The 24,459-nt window shown below is 67.2% G+C and carries 17 protein-coding genes; 10 read left to right on the top strand and 7 right to left on the bottom strand.

Annotated features, from left to right (window positions below; genetic code table 11):
* The first annotated feature begins 52 nt into the window (after positions 1–52).
* The 6 genes from acs (NO931_RS01450) (at position 53) to NO931_RS01475 (ending at position 8,939) form a co-directional block, all read left to right on the top strand.
* A complete protein-coding gene (gene acs / locus NO931_RS01450) occupies positions 53–2,011 on the top strand; it encodes an acetate--CoA ligase (RefSeq protein ID WP_375142014.1) in 1,959 nt (652 codons plus the stop codon).
* Positions 2,012–2,157: 146 nt separating this feature from the next.
* Positions 2,158–4,062: a bacterio-opsin activator domain-containing protein gene (locus NO931_RS01455; protein ID WP_256390846.1), complete on the top strand. Its 1,905-nt coding sequence runs from the start codon at positions 2,158–2,160 to the stop codon at positions 4,060–4,062.
* 263 nt (positions 4,063–4,325) lie between these two features.
* Complete coding sequence (acs, locus tag NO931_RS01460; RefSeq protein WP_256390847.1) at positions 4,326–6,311, top strand: acetate--CoA ligase; 1,986 nt, start codon at positions 4,326–4,328, stop codon at positions 6,309–6,311.
* A gap of 23 nt (positions 6,312–6,334) precedes the next feature.
* Positions 6,335–6,799 carry a DUF4212 domain-containing protein gene (locus tag NO931_RS01465; protein WP_256390848.1) on the top strand — a complete coding sequence of 155 codons (465 nt, stop codon included), beginning with the start codon at positions 6,335–6,337 and terminating at the stop codon, positions 6,797–6,799.
* Positions 6,796–8,481, top strand: coding sequence for a VC_2705 family sodium/solute symporter (locus tag NO931_RS01470; protein WP_256390849.1), 1,686 nt, complete (start codon positions 6,796–6,798; stop codon positions 8,479–8,481). The genes NO931_RS01465 and NO931_RS01470 overlap by 4 nt, the downstream gene beginning before the upstream one ends.
* Positions 8,482–8,486: 5 nt before the next feature.
* Entirely contained in the window at positions 8,487–8,939 is a 453-nt protein-coding gene (locus NO931_RS01475; RefSeq protein WP_256390850.1) for a universal stress protein, read from the top strand.
* A gap of 176 nt (positions 8,940–9,115) precedes the next feature.
* On the opposite strand, the gene NO931_RS01480 is transcribed toward NO931_RS01475, so the two are convergent.
* The gene (locus tag NO931_RS01480) at positions 9,116–10,009 is read right to left on the bottom strand and encodes a hypothetical protein (RefSeq protein WP_256390851.1); all 894 of its coding nucleotides are present in this window, start codon (positions 10,007–10,009) and stop codon (positions 9,116–9,118) included.
* 194 nt (positions 10,010–10,203) lie between these two features.
* Positions 10,204–10,986: an HAD-IIA family hydrolase gene (locus tag NO931_RS01485; protein WP_256390852.1), complete on the bottom strand. Its 783-nt coding sequence runs from the start codon at positions 10,984–10,986 to the stop codon at positions 10,204–10,206.
* Between the two features lie 339 nt (positions 10,987–11,325).
* Here NO931_RS01485 and NO931_RS01490 point away from each other — a divergent pair, with 339 nt between their 5' ends.
* Together NO931_RS01490 and NO931_RS01495 are read left to right on the top strand one after the other, a co-directional pair.
* Positions 11,326–14,160: an oligosaccharyl transferase, archaeosortase A system-associated gene (locus NO931_RS01490; protein WP_256390853.1), complete on the top strand. Its 2,835-nt coding sequence runs from the start codon at positions 11,326–11,328 to the stop codon at positions 14,158–14,160.
* Positions 14,161–14,278: 118 nt separating this feature from the next.
* Positions 14,279–15,355: a DUF368 domain-containing protein gene (locus NO931_RS01495; RefSeq protein ID WP_256390854.1), complete on the top strand. Its 1,077-nt coding sequence runs from the start codon at positions 14,279–14,281 to the stop codon at positions 15,353–15,355.
* Positions 15,356–15,386: 31 nt separating this feature from the next.
* Here NO931_RS01495 and NO931_RS01500 read toward each other — a convergent pair whose 3' ends face one another.
* From NO931_RS01500 to glpA, 4 genes are read right to left on the bottom strand one after another with little or no spacing between them, the layout of a single operon-like run.
* Entirely contained in the window at positions 15,387–16,541 is a 1,155-nt protein-coding gene (locus tag NO931_RS01500; protein ID WP_256390855.1) for a Cdc6/Cdc18 family protein, read from the bottom strand.
* A gap of 17 nt (positions 16,542–16,558) precedes the next feature.
* Positions 16,559–17,899, bottom strand: a complete 1,341-nt coding sequence (locus NO931_RS01505; protein ID WP_256390856.1) for an anaerobic glycerol-3-phosphate dehydrogenase subunit C — start codon at positions 17,897–17,899, stop codon at positions 16,559–16,561.
* 49 nt (positions 17,900–17,948) lie between these two features.
* Positions 17,949–19,244, bottom strand: coding sequence for a glycerol-3-phosphate dehydrogenase subunit GlpB (gene glpB, locus NO931_RS01510; RefSeq protein WP_256390857.1), 1,296 nt, complete (start codon positions 19,242–19,244; stop codon positions 17,949–17,951).
* Positions 19,234–21,024, bottom strand: a complete 1,791-nt coding sequence (glpA, locus tag NO931_RS01515) for an anaerobic glycerol-3-phosphate dehydrogenase subunit GlpA (RefSeq protein ID WP_256390858.1) — start codon at positions 21,022–21,024, stop codon at positions 19,234–19,236. Before glpA ends, glpB begins: the two co-directional genes overlap by 11 nt.
* Before the next feature lie 253 nt (positions 21,025–21,277).
* On the opposite strand from glpA, the gene glpK reads away from it, so the two are divergent.
* The gene (gene glpK, locus NO931_RS01520; RefSeq protein WP_256390859.1) at positions 21,278–22,816 is read left to right on the top strand and encodes a glycerol kinase GlpK; all 1,539 of its coding nucleotides are present in this window, start codon (positions 21,278–21,280) and stop codon (positions 22,814–22,816) included.
* A gap of 2 nt (positions 22,817–22,818) precedes the next feature.
* Positions 22,819–23,883 (top strand): DUF7973 family transport facilitator, encoded by a 1,065-nt coding sequence (locus tag NO931_RS01525; protein ID WP_375142015.1) that lies wholly within the window; start codon positions 22,819–22,821, stop codon positions 23,881–23,883.
* Between the two features lie 15 nt (positions 23,884–23,898).
* Here the strand turns inward: NO931_RS01525 and bcp are convergent, their stop codons facing one another.
* Complete coding sequence (gene bcp, locus NO931_RS01530; protein ID WP_256390860.1) at positions 23,899–24,384, bottom strand: thioredoxin-dependent thiol peroxidase; 486 nt, start codon at positions 24,382–24,384, stop codon at positions 23,899–23,901.
* Between the last annotated feature and the right edge of the window lie 75 nt (positions 24,385–24,459).

A 24,459-nucleotide genomic window follows, 5' to 3' on the forward strand; every position in this document is an offset into this window, starting at 1 on the left:
CGGCGGGCGACCGCTTCGGGAGAACACTTATTTTCTCGCGCGGGGGAGTACCATGAGAATGACTGACAGGTCGGATCTCGAGGCGCGCCTCGACGGCCCCGACCGGATCTCGCCGCCCGAGTCGTTCGTCGCCGACGCCGCCGTCACCGACTCCGACGTCCACCGCGAGTTCCGGGAGAACTGGCCCGAGTGCTGGGAGCGAGCGGCCGCGATGCTCGACTGGGAGCGCGAGTGGGACGAGGTGCTCGACGACGAGGACGCCCCGTTCTACGAGTGGTTCGTCGGCGGCGAGCTGAACGCGTCGTACAACTGTATCGACCGGCACGTCGAGAACGGTCGGAAGAACCAGGCTGCGATCAAGTGGGAGGGGAAACTGGAGGAGACGCGCACCTACACGTATCAGGATCTGTATCGGGAGGTCAACGAGTTCGCCGCCGCGCTGCGCGACCTCGGCGTCGAGGAGGACGACGTGGTCACGCTCTACATGCCCGTCGTCCCCGAACTGCCGATCGCGATGCTGGCCTGCGCCCGGATCGGCGCGCCCCACTCGGTCGTGTTCGCCGGGCTCTCGGGGAAGGCGCTCGGGACCAGACTCGAACGCTCGGGCTCGGAGTATCTGGTGACCTGCGACGGCTACTACCGCCGTGGGAACGCCTTCAATCTCAAGAGCAAGGCCGACGACGCGCTGCTGAAAGTCGACCACGACGTGACCAGCGTGGTGGTCGATCGGCTCGGCGACGCCCTTCCGCACGTCGACGACGGTTCGCTCGACTACCACGATCTCCTCCGCGACCACACCGGCGCCGAGGTCGAGCCGGTGCCGCGGGACGCCGAAGACCTGCTGTTTTTGATGTACACGTCGGGCACCACCGGCGAGCCGAAAGGCGTCGAACACGCGACCGGCGGATACCTCTCGCAGGTGGCCTGGACCAGCCGCGCCGTCCTCGATCTGCGTCCGGAGGACACGTACTGGTGCTCGGCGGACATCGGCTGGATCACGGGCCACTCCTACATCGTGTACGGGCCGCTGGCGCTGGGCACGACGACGATGCTCTACGAGGGGTCGCCGGACTACCCCGATCGGGACCGCATCTGGGAGATCGTCGAGCGCAACGCCGTCGACGTGTTCTACACCGCGCCGACGGCGATCCGGGCGTTCATGAAGTGGGGCAGAGAGTACCCCGAGCGCCACGACCTCTCCAGCCTGCGCTTGCTGGGCACCGTGGGCGAGCCGATCAACCCCCGCGCCTGGGAGTGGTACCGCGAGCACGTCGGCGGGGGCGAGTGCCCGATCGTCGACACGTGGTGGCAGACCGAGACGGGCGCGATGATGATCGCGACGCTGCCCGGCGTCGACGAGATGAAGCCCGGTTCCGCGGGACCGGCGCTGCCCGGCATCGACGCGCAGGTCGTCGACGCCGCCGGCGAGCCGGTGCCGGACGACTCTGCTGGCTATCTCACGATCACCCGGCCCTGGCCGGCGATGGTCCGAACGCTCCACGACGACGACAGCCGTTACGTCTCCGAGTACTGGACCGAAACCGAGGACGGATGGCGCTACGACGCCGGCGACGGCGCGCGCGTCGACGAGGACGGCTACGTCACGGTGCTGGGCCGACTCGACGACGTGCTGTCGGTCGAGGGCCACCGGCTGGGATCGATGGAACTCGAATCGAGCATCGTCGAGGTCGAGGGCGTCGCCGAGGCCGCGGTCGTCGTCGGAACGGACGACGACGGCTCGGGCGTGTTCGCGTACGTCAGCACCGAGAGCGGCCGCACCGGCGACGAGAACCTCCGGCGTCGGATCGTCGAGAACGTCGAGCGCTCGATCGGCGAGTTCGCCGCGCCCTCGCGGGTGGTTTTCACCACCGAACTGCCCAAGACCCGCTCGGGCAAGATCATGCGCCGGCTGCTCCAGAGCGTCGCCCGCGGCGAGCCGCTCGGTGATACCAGCGCGCTCCGGAACCCCGAGATCGTCGGCGAGTTGAAATCGGCCGTCCGCGACGAGTAGCGACGATCGGTTTCGCAGATTCGGACGTCGGCGAAATACCGCCCGGATCGGCCCGCAGGTTCTCTCCGTCACGGGATTCTTGACGGTTTTGAGACGACTGCTGCAACGCGAACGCTTAACTTCGCCCCTGCAGACTATCACGAAAGATGAGCGCACTCGCGCGGGAGAGCGCTGAGGACGGCGCGCTGTCGGCCCCGGAGTACCGGCGGCTCGTCGAGAGCGCCGAGACCTACCGGAAAGCGCTCGTCGTCCGGCTGATCGGCGAGGCCGGCCTTCGAACGGCGGAACTGGTCCGGCTACGGCCCGAGGATGTCCGGTCGGCGGAGGACCGGTCGTCCGGCGCCCTGCTCGACGTCCGGACCGCGTCGGGCGAGCGCGACCGGATCGCCTACCTCTCCGCGGACCTGCGGCGATCGCTCGACCGGTACGTCGAGAGCAACGAGATCGACGCCGACGAGCCGGTGATCGGCGTCTCGCCGCGGCGGGTCCAGATGCTCGTCTCGGAAGTCGCCGGTCGGGCGGCCGACCGGTCGGGCGACGGCCGCCTCGCGGACGTCACCCCCGTCGACCTCCGTGCGCACTTCGCCCGGACGCTGCTCGTCGAGGACGGCGTCGATCCCCGGGTCGTGCTGTCGGTCGGCGGGTGGGAGAGCTTCGAGAGCTTCGATCGGGTCCTCGGGGCGGTCGACGAGGCGACGATCGCGGCCGAGCTCTCGGACGCCGACGCCGAAGTGGACGATGCGTCCCGGGCTACGCCGTCCGACGGTGGGGAGGGCGATCTAGCCCAGGCGGCGTCGTCCGACGGCGACACGCGGGCCGAAGAACTGCGCGAACGGGCCGAGCGACTGGAGCGCCGGACCGAGGTCGGCGATCGGATCCGTGCGGTCGACGACGCCGTGCTGTCGGCGTCGGACCGCGACGAGCTGGAGGCGACCGTCTGCGAGCGCTTGGCGCGGGGCGAAGAGTACGCCGGCGCGTGGATCGCCACCAGCGACCTGACCGACGAGCGGCCGACACCGACCGCGCTGGCCGGGATCGACCGTCCCGCCGTCGACGCGCTGGCCGAGCAGTTCGACGAGCGGTCGACGGCCCCGCCGTGGATCGAGGCGGTCCGCGACGACGCCGTTCGCGAGGCCGAGATGGACGGCTCGCTCGCCGATATCGTCGCTGACGATCCTCGGGAAGACGCCGACTCGACCGACGCCGAGGCGGTGACGGCCGTCCCGCTCTCCCATCGAGAGACGACCTACGGCGTCCTCGTGGTCGCGACCGATCGCGGCGCGCCCGAGGAGTGGGAGCGGTCGGAACTGGCCGCGCTCGGTCGGCGGATCGGACACGCGCTGACGGCGATCCAGCGCCGGAACCTCCTGCTGTCGGACGCCGCCGTCGAACTGGAGTTTCGCTGTCGCGACGAGGGCGCCTTCTTCGTCGACGCGTCCGAGCATCTCGACTGTGCGTTCGTCCTCGAATCGATCGTTCCCGTCTCGGCGTCGTCGCTGCTGTTTCACGTCACCGTCGAAGGCGCTCCGCCGGGCGACGTGTTCGATCGGGCGGTCGAACACCGCGGCGTCGAGGAGGTCCGGCTGGTCGAGACCCACGGCGACGGCGCGTTGCTGGAGTTCGTCGTCGTCGGCGACTCGCCGCTGTTGACGCTGGCGGCCCACGGTGCGACGATCACCGACGCGGTGTTCGAGGACGGCGATGCCGACCTCGTCGCCGAGGTCGCGCAGGACGCCGACCTCCGGGCGGTCGTCGACGGCCTCCGGACGGCGTTTCCCGCCACCGAACTCGTCGGGAAGCGCGAGACCGAGCGGCCCGTCCGGACCGTCCGCGAGTTCCGCGAGGGCGTCGAGGACGAGCTGACCGATCGTCAGGAGGCGACGCTGCGAGCGGCCTACTACGCCGGGTACTTCGACTGGCCGCGCGGTTCGACGGCCGAGGAAGTCGCCGACTCGATGGACGTTTCCTCGCCGACGCTGCACAACCATCTCCGAAAGGGCCAGCGCGCCCTGCTCGACACGTTCTTCGAGGGATCGGTCGGCGGCGAGTGACCGCGACGCGCAGCGGCGAAATTTAAACACCTAGAACTGGCGTCGCGTCGCAACCGCGACCGATCCCGGAGTGCCCGCTGCGGGGCGCGAGAGCGGCGGACGGTCGCTCGGCAGACGCCGTCGGAGCGGCACTACTCGACCCGGACCCGGACGCAGTCAGCGGGTTTTGCCAATCTGATAAAAAACGCAGTGAGAATTTCCAACAGTTTAGTACAGCTAGATGCCTGATTTACCATTAACGTAGATTATAGTTAGCTCGTATCATGGGAGACGGTAGCGATCCGGACGTACAACTCGAAGCGCGACTGATGGAACAGGACTCTTTCGAGCCGCCCGAGAAGTTCGTCGAGCAGGCCAACGTCTCGGACGAGGCGATCTACGAGGAGTTCGAGGAGAACTGGCCCGACGCCTGGGAGCAGGCGGCCGACCTGCTGGACTGGGAGAGTGAGTGGGACGAGGTGCTCGACGACGAGGACGCCCCGTTTTACGAGTGGTTCGTCGGCGGCGAGTTGAACGCGGCGTACAACTGCGTCGACCGGCACGTCGAGAACGGCCGGAAGAACCAGGCCGCGATCAAGTGGGAGGGCGAACTCGGTGAGACGCGCACGTACACGTATCAGGACCTCTATCGGGAGGTCAACGAGTTCGCCGCCGCGCTGCGCGACCTCGGCGTCGAGGAGGACGACGTCGTGACGATGCACATGCCGATGATCCCGGAGCTGCCGATCGCGATGCTGGCCTGCGCCCGCATCGGCGCGCCTCACTCGGTGGTGTTCGCGGGCTTCTCGGCGGACGCGCTCGCGACGCGCATGAACTCGGCGGACTCGGAGTATCTCGTCACCTGCGACGGCTACTACCGCCGCGGCGACGCGCTCGACCACATCGAGAAGGCAAACGAGGGGCTCGCGGGCGTCGAGCACGAGGTCGAAGATGTAGTCGTCGTCGATCGACTCGGCGAGGAACTTCCGTACGACCTGGCCGACAACCAGCACGACTACGACGAACTGGTCGACACCCACGACGGCGCCCGGGTCGAGCCGGTCGACCGGGACGCCGAGGACATGCTGTTCCTGATGTACACGTCGGGCACCACCGGCGAGCCGAAGGGCGCGAAACACACGACCGGCGGATACCTCTCGTACGTCGCCTGGACGGCCCAGTCCGTCCTCGACATCAAGCCCGAGGACACGTACTGGTGTGCCGCCGACATCGGGTGGATCACGGGGCATTCGTACATCGTCTACGGCCCGCTCGCGCTGGGCACGACGACGATGATGTACGAGGGGACGCCCGATTACCCCGAGAAGGATCGCCTGTGGGAGATCGTCGAGCAGAACGCGGTCGACATCTTCTACACGGCGCCCACCGCGATCCGGGCGTTCATGAAGTGGGGTGAGGACTGGCCGGCCAGCCGCGACCTGTCGAGCTTGCGCCTGCTCGGAACGGTCGGCGAGCCGATCAACCCCCGCGCGTGGAAGTGGTACTACAAACACATCGGCGACGAGTCCTGCCCGGTCGTCGACACGTGGTGGCAGACCGAGACGGGCGGCATGATGGTCACCACCTTACCGGGCATCAACGAGATGAAACCCGGTTCAGCGGGGCCGGCGCTGCCCGGCATCGACGCCAAGGTGATCCATCCTAACAAGAACGAAGTCGAGCCCGGCCAAGCTGGCCACCTCACCGTCCAGAAGCCATGGCCCGGCATGCTCCGGACGGTGTACAAGAACGACGAGCGGTTCATCAACGAGTACTGGGCGGAGTACTCCGACCCCGAGAACGACGAGTGGATCTACTTCCCCGAAGACGGCGCCAAGATCGACGAGGACGGGTTCATCACGGTGCTCGGCCGGATCGACGACGTGCTGAACGTCTCGGGCCACCGGCTGGGAACGATGGAGATCGAATCGGCCGTCGTCGGCGTCGAGGGCGTCGCCGAAGCCGCCGTCGTGGGCGGCGATCACGAAGTCAAAGGCGAGGCGGTGTACGTCTACGCCATCACCGAAGAAGGCACCGAGGGCGACGAGCAGCTACGCGAGCGCGTCGTCGAGGGCGTCGAGGACGCCATCGGCCCGATCGCTCGTCCGGAAGAGATCATCTTCACGCCGGAACTCCCCAAGACGCGCTCGGGCAAGATCATGCGGCGCCTCCTCGAGGAGGTTGCGAACGGCGAGGAGCTGGGCGACACGTCGACGCTGCGTAATCCAGGCATCGTCGACGACATCCAGCAGAAAGTACAGAGCGACTGATCGACCGCACACGGTATCCAACAATGGCAAACGAATCTACGCACGATCCGGACGACGACGAGGCGCCGCTCGCGAGCGACGGCGGCGTCGCGACGCAGGCCGCACAGGACCACCAACGAACCGACTACCTCAGCAGCGAAGTGAATCTGCTGAACCCGAGCACGCCGTTCATGCGCGATCACCTCAAGATCGTCTGGACCGGCTTCGTGATCTGGGCCGTCGTCGTCTTCGGCCCGGTGACGCTGACGCGGCTCGCTCCCGGCGTCATGACGACCGAGATGCCGGTGCTGGGCTTCCCGTGGCACTACTTCCTGGTCGCGTTCGGCGCACCGACGGGGGCGTTGATCCTCTCGCTGTGGTACGCGCGCAAGCGCGACGCGCTCGACGAGAAGTACGGTATCGACCACGCGACGGTCGAGGAGACGAGCAACGAATCCGTCGCGGCTGCCGACGGCGGTACGCGGACCGACCGAGGTGACGCGGAATGACGGTCCCGACTGCCGTGCTCCAGTCCGGCCTGCTTCCGGAGGGGCTCAACGTCTCGTTCAAGCTCGCGCCGGCGATCATCGTGCTCGGGATGCTGCTGTTGTTCCTGGCCATCGGCTTCGTCTTCCGCGTGGCCGACACCGAGAACATGTGGGTCGCCGGCCGCTCGATCGGGAACGTCGAGAACGGGATGGCGATCGGCGCCAACTGGATGTCGGCGGCGTCGTACCTCGGGATGGCGGCGCTGATCGCGCTGTCGGGCTTCTACGGTCTGGCGTTCGTCGTCGGCTGGACGACGGGCTACTTCATCCTGCTGATCTTCATGGCGGCCCAGCTGCGCCGGTTCGGCAAGTACACCGCGCCGGACTTCGTCGGCGACCGCTTCAACTCCGACGGCGCCCGGGCCATCGCGGCGATCACGACGTTCCTGATCGGGTTCGTCTACGCGATCGGACAGGCCCGCGGCATGGGGCTGGTCGGCCTGTACATCTTCGGCGACATCGGCCTGCCCGGCCTCTCGGGCTACCAGTCGATGGTCGTGTTCATGATGGCGATCACGGTCGGGTACTTGACGATATCGGGGATGCTGGGCGCGACCAAGAACATGGCAGTCCAGTACGTCATCCTCATCGTCGCGTTCCTCGCCGGCCTGTTCGTCACGGGCTTCACGCAGGGGTACTCGACGCTGCTGCCCCAGATCGAGTACGGAATGTTGATCTCCGAACTCGGCACCGAGTTCAGCGAGCCGTTCGTCAACGAGCCGTACTACCTCTGGATCGCGACGTGCTTCTCGCTGGTCGTCGGGACCTGCGGGCTGCCACACGTTCTGGTTCGGTTCTACACGGTCGAGAGCGAGCGCACCGCCCGCTGGTCGACGGTGTGGGGACTGTTCTTCATCTGCCTGCTGTACTGGAGCGCCCCGGCGTTCGCGGCGTTCGGTACTAACCTCTACGGCGAGCAGATCGGCGCGGTGTACGGCGATCCGGGGATGACGAGCGCGGCCGGCGACGTCATCGTCGTGCTGGCGGCCCAACTCGCCAACCTCCCGCAATGGTTCGTCGGCCTCATCGCGGCGGGCGGGATCGCCGCGGCGATCGCGACGACTGCGGGCCTGTTCATCGCGGGCTCCTCGGCCATCTCGCACGACATTTACACGAACATCATCAACCCCGAAGCCACCCAGCGCCAGCAGGTGCTGGTCGGCCGCCTGAGCATCATCGCGCTCGGCGTCATCACGACGCTGGCCGCGCTCGACCCCGCGGCGCCGATCGCCGCGCTGGTGTCGTACGCGTTCTCGCTGGCCGGCGCGGTGCTGTTCCCGATGTTCTTCCTAGGCATGTGGTGGGAGAACACGAACCGTCCCGGCGCGCTCGCCGGCATGACGACCGGCCTGATCGTCTGGACGATCCCGATGATCAACGAGGTGCTGCCGAACTACCTCGGCGGCGTTTCGGCGCCGCTGTCGGCGCCACTAGAGACGTGGGTCCCGGCGATCGGTTCGGCGCTGATCGCCGTCCCGGTCGTGTTCGTCGTCACCATCGTCGTTTCGCTGGTGACCGAGGAGCCGGACCTGGAAACCAAGCGCGTCGTTCGCCAGTGTCACAGCCCCGAGCCGATGGGCCAGCACCGAACGGCCGAGGACGTCGTGGCGACCGACGGCGGTGACGCGCCCGCGGACGACTAAGACCCATGTACGAGAAAATCCTCATTCCGACTGACGGAAGCGACACCGCCGAGGTGGCGGTCGAGCACGCGCTCGATCTGGCCGAGACCTACGACGCCGAACTCCACTCGCTGTACGTGGTCGACACGGACTCGATGAGCCTGAGTCTCGGGCCCGAACAGCTCGACCGGATCGAGCAGGGCAACTGGGGCGAGATGGACGAAGTCCGCGAGCGCGCGGAAGGTGCGACCCGCGTCGTCGCCGATCGGGGACGCGAACGCGGCATCGACATCGTCGAACACGTCGCGTCCGGCCGCCCGCACTCGGTGATCGAGGAGTACGCCGAGGATCACGACATCGACCTCGTCGTGATGGGCTCGCACGGTCGCTCTGGCATCCGGCGCGCGCTGCTCGGGAGCGTCACCGAGCGGACGCTGCGATCGACGGATATCCCGGTGCTCGTCGTCGACGCTCGGTAAGATCGGCACCACGACGACTCGATCGATTTTTGTCGGCCTGTTGAAACCGTTGGCAGCCGATGCGGTTGTGCGGCTGATCGGTCGATACAGGGCTCACATGTAGTAGATACTTGACTTAAAGAAGGCCAGGAAATCTGGATCTCCTTTATTGAGATACAGCCTCCCACCTTTGTATGTTAGTCGCTGTGTGACCAGTTGATGCGCGCTTGGTAGAATCTCTCTTGAAATACGATCCACCGCGTATCGGTACCGACATCCTGTTGCTTCGTATTGAGGGCCTCAAGTAGTTCCTCTTCGGCATTTGAAAACGGACTTGTACCTTCGTATGGTGGTGTGTTGATAGCTTCTTCGAGAATTGACCGTGCATCAGCAGAGAGATCCATTGTAGCGACATCGAGGATCTCATATTGGTCACGAATGGCTTCTTCGATAGACGTCTCGTCCGTCGGAAGGTCAGCCCATGTGTACTCGATCTGGTCTGCCTCAATGTCCTGTTCGGTAACCTCCAGTCGGTACACCTCGTCTTGGTATTTGACATATTTGTACTGGGGTTTAGGCTGTAACTGCTCAGGCTGAGTTGCTTCCGTATAGAAAATTTGTCGTGTTACCTCTTCAACCCGTTGCGCTGCAAGAACGGGTTCGTGAACAACCTTGTACGCGGATTCATCATATTTACTCAAGGGAACTGGGTCCTCAGATATCTTGCTCTCATCGATCATCTCGACTTTCAAGACAGGACGACGAATCGTCTCTGACCCGGTGTCCGCAACCACAATACGGTGATACGATCCATCGAGATGGAGAATCTCTCCATCCTCAAATCTGGGCTGGTCGTACCCCACCGTCGTACCGTTTTCGCGTAATGCATCAATGATCCCCATCTGTTCAGGAGATAGTTCCGATTGGTCAAGGGAGAACGCCGTCCGCAATTCCGTCCCAGCCACATTAATGGAAAGATCGAACCTTGAGCTACTCCCGCTGATCCCGAAAAGGAGACAGCCACTCAAAGCAGTGATCGCGAGTCCGCTGGTAGCGCGGAGGAGACTTCGACGCCGAGATATACGGTTCATACCATGGCGACACCTACGTTAATTAATAAGTTTTTGGGTGCTACTCCCGGCTGATAAGCACAGCTACCCAACGGTTGATTCAGTCCCCAAAAGAGCCAAATTGCTGTTTCTGGCGACGCCGCAGTGAGCACAGATCCACGTGACGCGGCGAACACGTCACCGCCGCGCAGCGAGCGCGAACAACTCCAGCGACGTTACAGCAGCTCCTCGACGTCGGCGATCGACTCTAAGACGTGATCCGGCGTCACGTCGGACGCCGCGACGTCATCGCGATCGGTCACGCCCGTCAGCACCAGCGCGGTCGTCATCCCCGCCCGCTCGCCCAGCTGGATGTCGGTGTCGAGCCGGTCGCCGACGACCAGCACCGACTCTGCGGGGACGCCGAGCCGATCCAGCGCGGCCTCGGTCGCGGCCTCCGAGGGCTTGCCTAGAATCCTGTCGGGCTCGCGGCCGGCGGCCGCCGAGATCGCGCCGAGGATAGCGCCCGTGCCGGGGACGAGACGGTCTTCGGACGGGATCGTCACGTCGGGATCAGTGCCGAGAAAGTCGACGCCGTCGTCGTCGAGCGCCCACAGCGCCTTGGCGAGCTGATCGTAGTCGAACTTTCGGTCGATCGATCCCACGACGGCGTCGGCCTCGTCGGGCGCGGCGCCGAGGGCGAGGTCGCGCTCGCGCAACAGGGACGTCAGCCCCGGCTCGCCGATCACCAGTAGGTCGTCCTCGGCGTGGGCGTCGGCGAGGTACTCGGCGGTGACGGTCGCCGCGGTCAGGAACCGCGAGGCGTCGATCTCGATGTCGTGCGAGGCGAGGCGCTCGGCGTAGTGGTCCTGGCGCTTGGTCGGATTGTTCGAGAACAGGAGCAGTTCGAGTCCGGCGTTCCGAAGCGCGTCGATGGCGTCGCCGGCGCCGGGGATCGACCGGTCGCCGAGCACGATCGTCCCGTCGACGTCGAGGATCGCACCGCGGAATTCGCTCATGCGCTCTCTTTCGTCGCAATCCGGATAACGCTGCGGGCGTGGCGCGATCTCGTCGGAACGTGACTCGCGTTCCGCCTTCGGGTCGCGATCACTCGGGCGCGCCCGCGCGGTACGTGTCAGAAATATCCCGTCAAGTCGCCGGTTCGTTGCAGCTACTCGCGTCATACGCGCCAGTCGGAGACGGATCGAACGGTCGGTACAGCAGCGTCGGCCGTTTCTATTTTGGCGTCTTCGGCGCCGTTACCGCGGCAAAACGGCGTCGTGGCACACGAAGCGCTGCGCGCCGCGACCGTGCGTAGATGACAAGGCTTATTCTCCGTATGGGACTCGTCGTTGATGATGAGTACGGACACGGAACAGGTCGACGTCGGATCCTCTGAGTCCCTCGTCGACCTCGCGCAGCGCTGGTATCACGTCCCGGCGCTGGCTGTGATGATGCTGTACATGCTGTGGGTGCGGTTCCAGTCGTACGACTCGGTCGTCCGGGACGACTCGGTGTACTTCATTGGAAACGACGCCTACTACCACTACCGCGAGACGATGTTCGCGGTCGACAACTGGCTGTCGACGATGCCGTTCGACCCGTGGACCCAGTTCCCCTTCGGGACGAGCACCGGACAGTTCGGGACGCTGTTCGACCAGCTCATCGCCGCCGGGATCCTGATCCTCGGGCTCGGATCGCCCGGTGATCGACAGGCGGCGATCCTCTTTGCCGTCGCTCCGGCGGTGCTCGGGACGCTCGTCGCCGTGCCGGTGTACTTCATCGGCAAGCGCCTGAGCGATCGGATCGGCGGCCTCTTCGCCGTCCTCGTGCTGGCGCTGCTGCCCGGCGTCTTCCTGCTGCGCTCGGTCGTCGGGTTCACCGACCACCACGTCGGCGAGGTGCTGTTCCAGTCGATCGCCGTGCTCGCGATGATGGTAGCCCTGACGGTCGCCGAGCGCGAGAAGCCGGTGTTCGAGCAGTTCCAGGACGGCGACTGGAGCGGCCTGCGCGGAACGCTCAAGTGGAGCGTGCTCGCGGGCGTCGCGCTGGCGCTGTACCTCTGGACGTGGCCGCCCGGCGTCGTGCTGGTCGGCATCTTCGGCGCCTTCTTCACGATCGCGCTCGTCGTCGACGTGCTCCACGGTCGCAGTCCCGAACACGTGGCGATCGTCGGCGCGATCAGCCTGACCGTCGGCGCGGTGCTCCTGTTGCCCCGCCTCGACACGTTCGGCTTCACCGGCCCGACCACGATGTCGCTGCTCCACGTCGCGCTCGCCCTCGCGGTCGCGGTCGGCTGCGTGTTCCTCGCCTGGCTCGCCCGCGTCTGGGAGCGCCAGGATCGCGACGCCCAGTCGTACCCGCTCGCGGTCGGCGCGATCGGCGTGGCCGCGATCGTCGTCGGCATGCTGATCGTCCCCGACGTGGTCGGGACGATCTGGTCCCAGATCGAACGAGCGCTGCTGATGGGCCAGTCCGACGCCGCGCTCACCATCCAGGAGGCCCAGACGACGCTCTCCCAGCCCGGCGGTGCGATGGCGTACATGTTCCAGAGCTACGGGTTCACCTACCTGGTCGCCATCGTCGGCTTCGGCTGGCTCGTGCTGGGCGCGCTGACGTCGCCCGACCGCTACCGGTCGGAGCACCTGCTGGTGGCCGTCTGGGCCGTCTTCGCGACGATGATGGCGCTCTCGCAGGTCCGGTTCCACTACTACCTGGCCGTCGTCGTGGCGGTGCTGAACGCCGTCGCGCTGAGCGGCGCGACGAGCCTCCTCGGCATCCCGTCGTTCGACCGCGTCGAGGAGATCGAGACGTACCAGGTGCTCGCGGTCGCGGCCGCGATCGTCCTGGTCATCTTCCCGCTCGCGGTCTCGTTCGGCGCCGGCGGCGCCACGGCCTACCAGCAGGCCAACGCCCGCGGCCCCGGCGAGGTGACGACCTGGGACGACAGTCTCGAATGGATGAACGACAACACCCCCGAACCCGGAACGTACGGGGGCGAAGATGAAGCGTTCGCGTACTACGGTAGCTACTCACAGACCGACGACTTCGCGTATCCCGCTGGATCCTACGGCGTCATGTCGTGGTGGGACTACGGCCACTGGATCACCGTCGAAGGTGAACGGCCCGCAGTCGCCAACCCGTTCCAGCAGAACGCCCGCCCCGCGAGCGCGTTCCTGCAGGCCCAGACCGAGGAGCGCGCGAACCTGCTGCTCGACGCTCTGCCCGCGTCGGGTGACACCGACGAACGGATCAGCGGGATGACCACCGAAGAGCTCCGCGAGGTCGCCAACAGCGCCTCCGATCAAGAGGAGGGTGAGGACACTCGCTACGTGATGATCGACGGCCAGATGGCCGGCGAGAAGTTCGGCGCCATCCGCCAGTGGACCTCGCCGCCGAGCGTCGACGGGACGATCGACGTCCAGACCGAGGCGTTCCAGAACACGACGCTGAACCGGCTGTACTTCCAGGACGCTGATAGCATGAGCAACTACAGGCTCGTCCACGAGAACGAGGAGTTCTCGGCGGTCGGCTTCCTGCCCACCGGGAACCAGCTCTCCTGGCGGACGACCGGACCCATCGCAACGGGCTACAACGAGTCCGTGCGTACCGGGCTCGCGATCCAACAGCAGGGCTATCAGAACGTGGAGATGGAGTCGTCGGTCAAGACCTTCGAGCGCGTCGACGGCGCGACGCTGACCGGCGAGGCCGACCCCAACCAGACCGTCGTCGTCGCGGTCGAACTGGAGACCAACGCCAACCGGCCGTTCCTGTACTCCCAGGCGGTCCAGACGGGCGAGGACGGCTCGTTCTCGGTCACCGTGCCGTACGCGACCAACGACGAGCTGGGTCCCGCCGACGGCTACACCGACAGCGCGGTGAACGCGACCACCGACTACACGATCGTCGCCGGCGACGACGTCTCGCGCTCGGACTACCAGCGCGACGGCTGGAACTCGAACGCCAGCATCTCCTACGAGGGGACGACGACCGTGTCCGAGAGTGCGGTGCTGAACGGCGAGTCCGTCGACGTCGACCTCGGCGAGTACGACGGCGGGAACGAGTCGGGCAGCGGTAACGAGACCGACGGTTCCGGTTCGGACGACGGCTCCGGTTCCGACGGCGGCTCCGGCTCCGACGACTCCGGCGGCAACACGACCGCGCAGATCGCTCCGGTCGCCGTTCGGGCCTGACGCTCCGCCGAACTGCGCGATTCCTTCTTCGACGACGCGTTTTTGCTGTTCTCTCGTCGATCGGATCGATGGCCCCGACAGGAACGGTTTTCAGGCGCCTCGCTCAACGTGGAGACGAATGCGATCCTGGATCTCGATCTACCTCAAGGGTGCGTTCATGGGGACCGCCGACATGGTTCCCGGCGTATCGGGGGGAACGATCGCGCTCATCACTGGTATCTACGAGCGCCTCGTCACTGCGATCACGAACGTGGACCCGCGGCTCCTCGGCCACGCGCTGCGGCCGCACGACGCCGACGCGCGGGCCGAACTCGCCGACGGACTCCGTCGAATGGACATCGGCTTTCTGCTCGCACTGGGCGGCGGCATCGCGACCGCGATCGTCGCGGTCTCCCAGGTCGTCGGGACGCTCGCCGAGTCGTATCCGGGACTGACGGCGGCGTTTTTCTTCGGGTTGATCGGCGCCTCCGCGGTCGTGCTCGGCCGGCAGGTGTCGCTCGACGACTCCCAGACCAAACTCGTCGCGGCCGTCGGCGTCGCGCTCGCGGGGAGCATGGCGTTCCTCGGCGACGGCTCGGCGCCCCACGCGCTCCCGCTGATCTTCCTCTCGGGGATGATCGCGGTGAGCGCGACGATCCTCCCGGGCGTCTCGGGGGCGTTCTTCCTGCTCGTGCTGGGACAGTACTACTACATGCTCGACGCGCTCACGACGTTCCTCGACGACCTCGTCGCGCTGGCGGGGGGCGGCGGCGTCGACGCGCTGCTCGACTCCGGCGTCGTCGTCGTCACCTTCCTCTCGGGCGCCGCCATCGGCGTCCTCTCGATCGCCCACGCGGTGAAGTGGGCGCTCGACCACCACCGCGACCGGACGCTGGCCTTCCTCGTCGCGCTGATGGTCGGCGGCGTGCTCGTTCCGTTCCGCGACGTGGTGACCCACGTCGCCGACGCCAGTCCCGGCCCGGTCGCGACGGGGATCGCCGACGCCGGCGGCGTGTTCTCGGCGTCGCTCGCGGCGGTCGCGCTGGCCGCCGGCGCCGCCGCGCTGACGGCCGTCGCGGGCGCCGGCGCGGTGCTGGCGCTGGATCATTACACCGACGATCTGGAGTACGCGGACGAGAACGGGTCACAGAGCGACGGCGGCGTCGACTCCCGCGGCGGACGCACCTCGGCGGTCGACGCCGCGTCCGAGGAGTGAGTTCCGGCCGCCGTTTTCGAGCGCGACCCGCTCAGAGCCGCGATCGGCGTTCGAGTCGCTCGAACACCAGCGTCGGGAAGCGCGGTCGAACTCGCGTGGGTTGCCGGCCGTTGCTGTCCCGGTCCTCGATCGCTTCTCGCGTCAGTAGTCCGTCCTCGGCGAGTTCGTAGAGGTACCGCTGAACCGTGCTCGGCGAGAGGTCGGTCCGTTCGCCGATCGCCGCCGCGGCGTCGCTGATCGGCTGTCGGTGGCCGTCGGTCGCCAGCAGTTCGGCGAGGACAGATCGCCGGTTCTCCGGCAGCGAGAGCACGCGCCCGATCTGGACGCAGTCGTCCGGGACGGCATCGATCCCCGCCTCCACGTCACGCTCCCGGACGCGCCCGGCGTCGTCGCGCTGGGCCGCGATCGCCGCGCCGAACAGCGCCGCCAGCGCGTCGTGGGCGTCGCCGTCGGCCCAGTCGGCGATCCGGCGCGCCTGATCGTGGGTCACCGCGCCGCTGGCCAGCCCGTAGGACGCGCGCTCGGTGAGCAGGTCGACCAGCGCGTGGGGGCGATAGGCGGGCACCTCCACGGAGCGGCCGCTCCACTCGGTCAGGGGCTCCTCGGCGACGATCACCAGCGACGTTCCGGCGGCCACCGGCTCCAGCAGCGACCGGACGTGAGCGACGTCGTCGTCGGTCTCCGAGAGGTGATCGACTGCGACGACCACGGCGCCGGTCCGTTCGGTGACGGTCTCGTTCAGTCGCTCGCGGAGTTCGTCGGTGCCGACGCCGCGCCGGGGGACGGGATCTGGCGAGATCGACTCGAGGATCGCGTGGTAGTACTGGAAGTCGCTGTCCGTCCGGCGCGCGTCGACGTACGCGAACTGTGCCCGGGCGACGGCCGCCGTGCCGCGGGTCGACGTCCAGATCGCGTCCTCGCTGCGGCCGAGACTCTCGTTGAGCTGGGAGAAAAGCGCCGTCAGCACCGCGGATTTCCCGCCGCCGCTCGGGCCCCAGACCGCGATGTCCTGGGGGCACTCGCCGTCGAACACGGGCCCGAGCGCGTCGAGAACCTGCTCGAGGACCGACCCGCGGCCGACCGGCTCGGGGAGGTGGACCGCCGGGTTCAGCGCGCTCTCGTCGACGATGAACCCCCCGCCCGAGGTCGTCTCCAGCCGCCGCGCGATGCGCTCGCTCAGATCCATCTGGAGGGAAGTAGTAATTAGGCCGGTGTTGTGTCTTCCGAGACGAGCGCGGCCTCGAGCACCTCTAGCGGGTGGCGAATCTCGTACCCGGTGCCGTGACCCATCTGCATCGCGCAGGTCGGACACTCGGTCATGCCGACGTCGCCTTCCGCGGACTCCATGTGCTCGAACATCTCCTCGCCGATCTCCATCGAGAGATCGTACTTTTCGGCCTTCCAGCCGTAGGTTCCGGAGATGCCCGAACAGGAGTCGCCGACGTCTTCGGCCTCGACGCCGTCGATCCGGTCGACGACCTCGATGGCCTGTCCGTCGAGGCCCTGGTTGCGGGCGTGACACGGCGCGTGGTACGCCAGATCGGGGAAGTCGACCTCGGAACCCTCCAGTTCACCCTCCAGATCCTCGTGGATCCGGAGGTACTCCAGCGCTTCGTAGGTGTGTTCGGAAACGTCCTCGATCCCGTGGATGTCGAACAGCTCGGGGTACTCCTGGCGCAGCGACAGCGAACAGGAGGTACAGGAAGCGATCACGTCGGCGCCCTCGCCGATCGCCGCGACGAGGTTCTCGACGTTCGTCTCGGCGTGACGCCGCGCGTCGTCTAACATTCCGTTGGCGAACATCGGCGTCCCCGAGCAGCCCTGATCGGGCACCATGACCTCGTAGCCGAACTCCTCGAACACCTCCACCATCGCCTTGCCGACCTCGGGCGTGTTGTAGTTCGAGTAGCAGCCGTGGAAGTACGCCACGCGCTTGTCGGGGTTCTGCACCTGCGCGCCGCCGCGGTCGACCCACCACTCGCGGAACGTCTCCTCGGCGAACTCGGGGAAGTCCCGCTCGGCCGTGACGCCGAGCGTCTTCTCCATCACCCACCTGGCTGGGCCGAAGTTCATCATGAAGTTCGAGAGGCGCGGAACTTTCGACGCCAGCCAGGCCGACGTGCGGTAGTTCGAGAGAATCCGGTTACGGATGTACTCCGGCGAGAGCTTGTCCATCTGATTCTCCACGAACGAGCCTCTCGCGGTGTTGTGCATCTGGCTCAGGGGCACCTCGGAGGGGCAGGCGCTGTCACAGCGCATGCAGTTCGAGCACTTCTGGATCGACTCGTCGATATCGTGGTCGTCCTTGCGCTTGAGGCGCCACTGCTCGGGCCCCTGGAACTTCGGGCCGGGGAAGTCGTCGTCGACCTCCGCGACCGGACAGTTCGTGTCGCAGGTCGAGCACTTGTAGCAGTCGTCCGAGCCGGGCCGGAGGTCCATGTCCTCGGATTCGGGGAACACCTGTACCGGCTCGAACTCGTCGTCGCCGGTCGTCGGCTCATCGTCCGTCACGTCGTAGTCGTCGGGAGTTTCGGCATCACTCATTGGGGATCACTTCGGAGTGGATTCGATCGCAGTCTGTAGTCGGTCGGTCTCACGCGCGCTCACCCGCTCCGGTGCCGGCGGCGTAGCCGGTTGCCAGCGAGACGCCCGAGCCGGACTTCTCGGCCGCGAAGTCGTAGCCGCCGACGACGGCGCCGGCGGCTCGCAGGTTCTCGTAGGCCGGTTCGTCGTCGGCGTCCAGCGGCCGCGTCTCGCGGTCGATCGGGACGCCGAAGCGGGCGAACGGGTGGTCGTCGAACGCGCCGTCCTCGAACCAGTCGTAGCGGTCCTCGGGCTGGGGGATCGGCAGGTCGAAGATCGGCTCGTAGACGCGCTCGCGGTCGGACCGGATGCCCTTCCCCACGAGCCCGCCGGTCGCGAGCACGTACTGCTCGGCGCGGTAGGGGACGCGCGTGGCGGTGTGCTCGGCGATCACGCGATCGACGCGGTCGCCGTCGGCCTCGACGTCGACGACGGGGTTGCCGGTCTCGACGTGGACGCCGGCATCTTCCAGCGCCTCGAACAGCATGTCCGAGAGGCGCATCCCGGGGAGGCTCGGCGGTCCCATCGGCACCTCGAACACGTCGGCGCCCAGCGAGTCCGCGAGGTCGGCCCGCACCCCGGCCGGCTCGGCGTCGCCCAGAATCGCCGGGAAGCCGACGCGCTCGTGGCCACCCAGGTGGGACTTGACGCGCTCGGCGAGCGCCTCGCGCGCCGGCAGCGTGCGCCCGTCGACCTCGATCCCGTCGTTCTCATCGAGGATGTGGGCGTACCGCGTCAGCTTGGCGTCGTCGCGCAGGTCGCCCGGGAACCGGAGCGTCGCGCCGCGGACGTCGAAGGGGACGCCCGCCGCGCGGAGGTGGTCGGCCGCCACGTCGGCGTCGAAGCCGGTCACCGCGTCGAACCCGACGAGGAAGGCGTCGCGCTCGTCGCTGGCGAGCCCAGCGGCCGCGCCGGAAGGGTACCGCGCGGTCGGCTTGACCGTCCCGCCGTGGGTCGGCACGAGCGCGTTGCGGTCGGTGTGACCGCCGGCGTACGCGTCGCCGACGGCGTCGTCGAACAGGTCGAGTCCGCCGCGGACTGCCTCCTCGCCGACGCGCTCGTAAGGGTGGCCCTCGGGAACGTCGTCGAGCGTCGCAAACGGGTCGCTGATCGGCGCCGTCCGGCTCTCGTCGTCGGCGCCCTCGGGATGGTAGCCGAGCACGTCGATCAGCCCGCTGGCCTGCCGGAGCGTGCTCTGCTTGTGCGCGATCAGACGGACGCGCGCGCCCGTCTCGCGGGCGGCGAGCGCGGACGCCACGGCGGCGACGCCGCCGCCGATCACCAGCACGTCGTCCTCAATTGCCATGGTCGCCTCCATCCTGCAGCGGGTCCTCGGCGTCGTCCGCGCTCCGTCCACCGTCGGTCGCGCGCACCCCGCTGTCGAACGTCCCTTCGTCGGTCGACTCGGTCGCGCCCGGGCGCCCGTCGTCGAACGCCGAGAAGTCGACCGACTCGCCGGTGCGGGCCGGGTCGCCGTCGGCGTTGATCGTCGTCGCGTGCAGGGCGTAGTTGAGCATCGCCTGCGAGAGCTGCTCGCCCCACAGCGCGTGGCGCTCGCCCTTCCAGCGTTCCTGGAACAGCTCGTCGTAGGCGTCTCGAACCGCTTTTTCGTCGTACTGGGGCGAGAGCTCCTGGGCCATCCCGAGACAGCAAAAGCCGCCCTGGCAGTTGCCCATCGACGCGCGCGTCCGGATCCGGACGGCGTTGAGGTCCGTGCCGGACTGGCCGATCGCGTCCTGAATCTCCGCGCGGGTCACGCTCTCGCAGTCACAGATGACCGGGTTTGCCTCGTTCGTATCCAGCACGTCCTCGGCGCGGCTGCCGAGCCGCTGGGTGCTGCGCCGGGCAACCGGCGATCGTAGGCCGAACCGGTCCATCGCCTCGTCGAGCGCCATCTCGTCCTCGCTGCCCGGCAGCGGTTCCTCGGCCGTCCGACAGCGCGCGCGGACGCCGAGCTTCTCGCAGACGTGATCGGAGATCTGCTCGGCCATCATCCGGTAGGTGGTGAACTTGCCGCCGACGATAGAGGACATCCCCGGCAGGTCGTCGCGCTCGTCGTGGTCGAGCAGGAAGAAATCGCGCGTGATGTCGGTCGGGTCCTCGGTGCCGGTGCCCGGCGGCTCGTACAGCGGTCGGACGCCCCAGAACGATCGCACGGTGCGGGCCTCCGAGAGGATCGGCACCAGTTCGGTGAGCGTGTCGATCATCATGTCGACCTCCCACTGCTCCTCGGGGTAGTCCTCGGGATCCTCGACCTCCTCGTCGGTCGTCCCGAGGATCGCGGTCGTCTCGTGGGGGACGACGATGTCGGCGTCGCCCTTCGGCCGGCAGCGGTTGACCACCGTGTCGACCTGGCGTGCGTTCATCACGACCATCACGCCCTTCGAGGGGCGGACCTCGACGTCGACGCCGGCCATCTCCCCCAGCTGGCCGGCCCACGCGCCCGTCGCGTTGACGACGTAGTCGGCGTGGATCTCCTCGGTCGAGCCGGGCGTCGCGTGCTCGCGCTTGCCCGGCCCGCTGTCGTGGCGCACCTCGACGCCTGCGACTTCGCCATCCTCGACGAGCACGTCGGTCACCTCGGCGTGGGTCTCGACGCGCCCGCCGTGGTTCTCGGCGCTGACGGCGTTCGCGACGCAGAGCCGGAACGGATCGATCGCGCCGTCGGGGACGTGGATCGCGCGTTTCACGTCCTTCGCGAGGTACGGCTCGACCTCGCGGGCCTCCTCCGCCGAGAGAACCTCGGCGGGGATGCCACACTCCCGACAGCCCTCCAGCTTCTCGCGGAAGTACTCGTCGTCGTCCTCCGGTCGCTGGACGAACAGCCCGCCCGTCATCTCGACGCAGTGGCTCGCGATATCCCTGAGCACCCGGTTCTCCTCGATACACTCCTCGGCGCTGGCCTGGTCCGACACGGCGTATCGCCCGCCGCTGTGGAGCAGCCCGTGCATGCGCCCCGTCGTCCCGTGGGTGAGGTTCCCCTTCTCGACGAGGACGACGTCGACCCCCCGCATCGCCAGATCCCTCGCGATGCCGGTGCCGGTCGAACCGCCCCCGACGACCACGACCTCGGTACTCGTTGGCATTCGTCTCGTGAATCGTAGCGCCCCGTCCACTTTACTTTACCGCTATTCCGAGCTATCTGGTAAAGAACTCGATCGAGTCCGCTAACAATTCGATCAAAACGCGATTTCGCATTGTATTTCCTCACTGGTCTCGAAAGGAAGCCGATTTAGGAAACATTTATAATGAATGTGGCTTATGTTTACTGACAACGCGCCACTGTCAGTAAAACAGCGGCGTGGGTCGGACGATCGGTCCGGCCAGTTCGATCAAACCATGACAGAGAATACCTACGTCGGCGCTGTCGATCAGGGCACGACCGGCACGCGATTCATGGTGTTCGACCACGGCGGGCAGGTCGTGGCGAACGCCTACGAGAAGCACGAACAGATCTACCCGGAACCCGGCTGGGTCGAGCACGACCCCCGGGAGATCTGGGAGAACACCAAGGACGTCATCACGCAGGCGCTGGCCGAAGCCGGCATCGGCGCCGATCAGCTCGAAGCGATCGGCGTCACCAACCAGCGCGAGACGACGTTGCTGTGGGACGCCGACTCCGGGCGGCCGATCCACAACGCCATCGTCTGGCAGGACCGGCGGACGACCGACCGGATCGAACAGCTGCAGGAGGAGGGCAAGGCCGACGACGTGCAGGCCAAGACCGGCCTGGAGCCCGACGCCTACTTCTCGGCGACGAAGGCCGAGTGGCTGCTCGACAACGCCGACCCGATCAAGACCGAACGCGCGCGGCCCGCGGATGTGCGAGAGCGCGCCGAGGAGGGAGAGATCCTCTTTGGCACGATCGACACGTGGGTGATCTACAACCTCACCGGCAACCACATCACCGACGTCACGAACGCCTCGCGGACGATGCTGTTCGACATCCACGACATGGAGTGGGACGACGAACTCCTCGAAGAGTTCGACGTGCCCCGCGAGATGCTGCCGGAGGTACGACCCTCCAGCGACGAGGACTACTACGGGCACACCGATTCCGACGGGTTCCTCGACGCCGAGGTCCCCGTTGCGGGCGCACTGGGCGACCAGCAGGCCGCGCTGTTCGGCCAGACCTGCTTCGACGCGGGCGACGCGAAGAACACCTACGGCACCGGGTCGTTCTTCCTGATGAACACCGGCAACGAGGCCGTCGAGAGCGACCACGGGCTGCTGACGACCGTCGGCTTCCAGCGCTCGGGCGAGCCAGTCCAGTACGCGCTGGAGGGAGCGATCTTCATCACCGGCGCCGCGATCGAGTGGCTCGAAGACATGGAGCTCATCGACGACGCCGCCGAAACCGCGGAACTCGCGCGCAGCGTCGATTCGACCGACGGCGTCTACTTCGTCCCCGCCTTCACCGGGCTGGGCGCGCCCCACTGGGACCAGCGCGCCCGAGGGACGATTCTCGGAATGACCCGTGGGACGCGCAAGGAACACGTCGTCCGGGCGACCCTGGAGTCGATCGCCTACCAGACCCGCGACGTCGCCGAGGCCATGGAGGCCGACAGCGGCATCGACATGCAGACGCTGCGGGTCGACGGCGGCGCGGTCAAGAACAACTTCCTCTGTCAGCTCCAGTCCGACATCATCGACACGGACATCGCGCGCCCGGAGGTCGACGAGACCACCGCGCTCGGCTCGGCGTACGCGGCGGGACTCGCGGTCGGCTACTGGGAGACGGCCGACGAACTCCGAGACAACTGGCAGATCGACCGCGAGTTCGAGCCCGACCAGAGCGCCGACTACGAGGACAAGTACGACCGCTGGTCGGAGGCCGTCGATCGATCGCTCGACTGGGCCCGCGACGGGGGTGACTGAGCATGACGCTGGAAATGGCCGTCATGCAGGTCCCTGTCATCGGCCTCGAGTGGGAGCACTTCATCGTGCTCGTGCTCGCGGCCGCGGCCGGCGGCGCGTTCGGCGCGGCGATCGGCGCGCTGCCGTCGTTCGTGTTCACCGGGTTCGTCGTCCTGCTGGGCGAGGGCCTGGCCGCGCTCGCCGGACCGGGAAGCGAGTTCACCGAACTCGGCGGCATGGAACTGGCGTCCGGCGTCACCAACACGATCGGGTTCGGTCCCGTCACCGGCCCGCACGTCGCCTTCGCCGGCGGCGTCGCGGCGACGTCGTACGCGGGCATGCGGTACGGCGAGATGGAGCCCCCGGACTGGGACTACCACTTCGGGAAGAACATCCTCTACGCGTTCGGTACGAAGCCCGACATCCTCGCGGTGGGTGCCGTCTTCGGCGTGCTGGGGATGCTGATCGTCCGCACGTTCAACGGCCTCAGCCTGCCGTTCGACACGATCGCGTTCGCCGTGTTCGCGACCGCGCTGCTCGCGCGGCCGATCTTCGGCTACCCGGTGATCGGGAGTCCGCGCGGCGACGGCTACTTCGACATGACGCCGTTCGAGCGCGAGGAGGAACGCGGCGACGGTAGCGGTCGGCTCACCGTCGAGCCGTGGCTGCCCCAGCAGTACACGTGGTCCGGCGTCACGACGATCGGTCTCGTCGGCGGCGCGCTGGGCGGCTGGACCTGGATCATGACCGGCAGCATCTTCATGGCCTACGGCATCTCGGCGGCCAGCCTGCTGTTCCTGAATCTCGGCGTCGAGAACTTCCCGGTCACCCACCACATCACGCTCGGCGGCTCGACGTTCGCCGTCGTCGCTGCCGGCGGGACGGGCAGCGAGCTCGTCGTGATGCTCGCGGCGATCTTCGGCGGCGTCGTCGGTGCGCTGCTCGGCGAGGTCACCCAGCGGATCGCCTACGCGCACTCGGGGACCCACGTCGACCCGCCCGCGATGTCGATCTTCCTGTACACGCTCGCGATCGGCGTGCTGTACCTGCTCGACATCCTTCCCAACTCCGGCTACCTCGGGCTCTGATCGGCAACAGCCCGCCTACCGGTTTCCGTTCTCCGCGTTGTCGTCGTACGTGAGATCGGTTAGGATCTCCTCGGCGTGATCCTCGGGGTCGACGCCCTCGTACGTCGCCGCGATTCGGCCCGCACCGTCGACGACGTACGTGTTGCGGAACACGCCGTCGAACGTGTTGCCGAACATGTTCTTCTCGCCGTAGGAGTCGTACGCGCTCGCGACTTCGCCCGACTCGTCCGACAGCAGCGCGATCGGCAGGTCGTGCTTCTCGGCGAACTTCGCGAGGTCCTCGACCGGGTCGTCGCTGATGCCCACGACCGCGATGTCGCGCTCGGCGAACTCCTCGTAGGCGTCGCGGAAGCTACACGCCTCTGTCGTACAGCCCGGCGTATCCGCCCGCGGGTAGAAGTAGACGACGACCCGCTGTCCCTCGAACTCAGCGAGCGTTCTCGTCTCGCCGCGCTGGTCCGGCAGTTCGAACTCGGGCGCCTCGTCGCCGATATCGAGCATACCCACTTGGTGAGCGCCGACGGCAAAACGGGTTTTGCTTGCCGGGATCGGGACGCCGCGGCGACCCCCCAGCGA

This window comes from Natronoarchaeum rubrum (assembly GCF_024494695.1).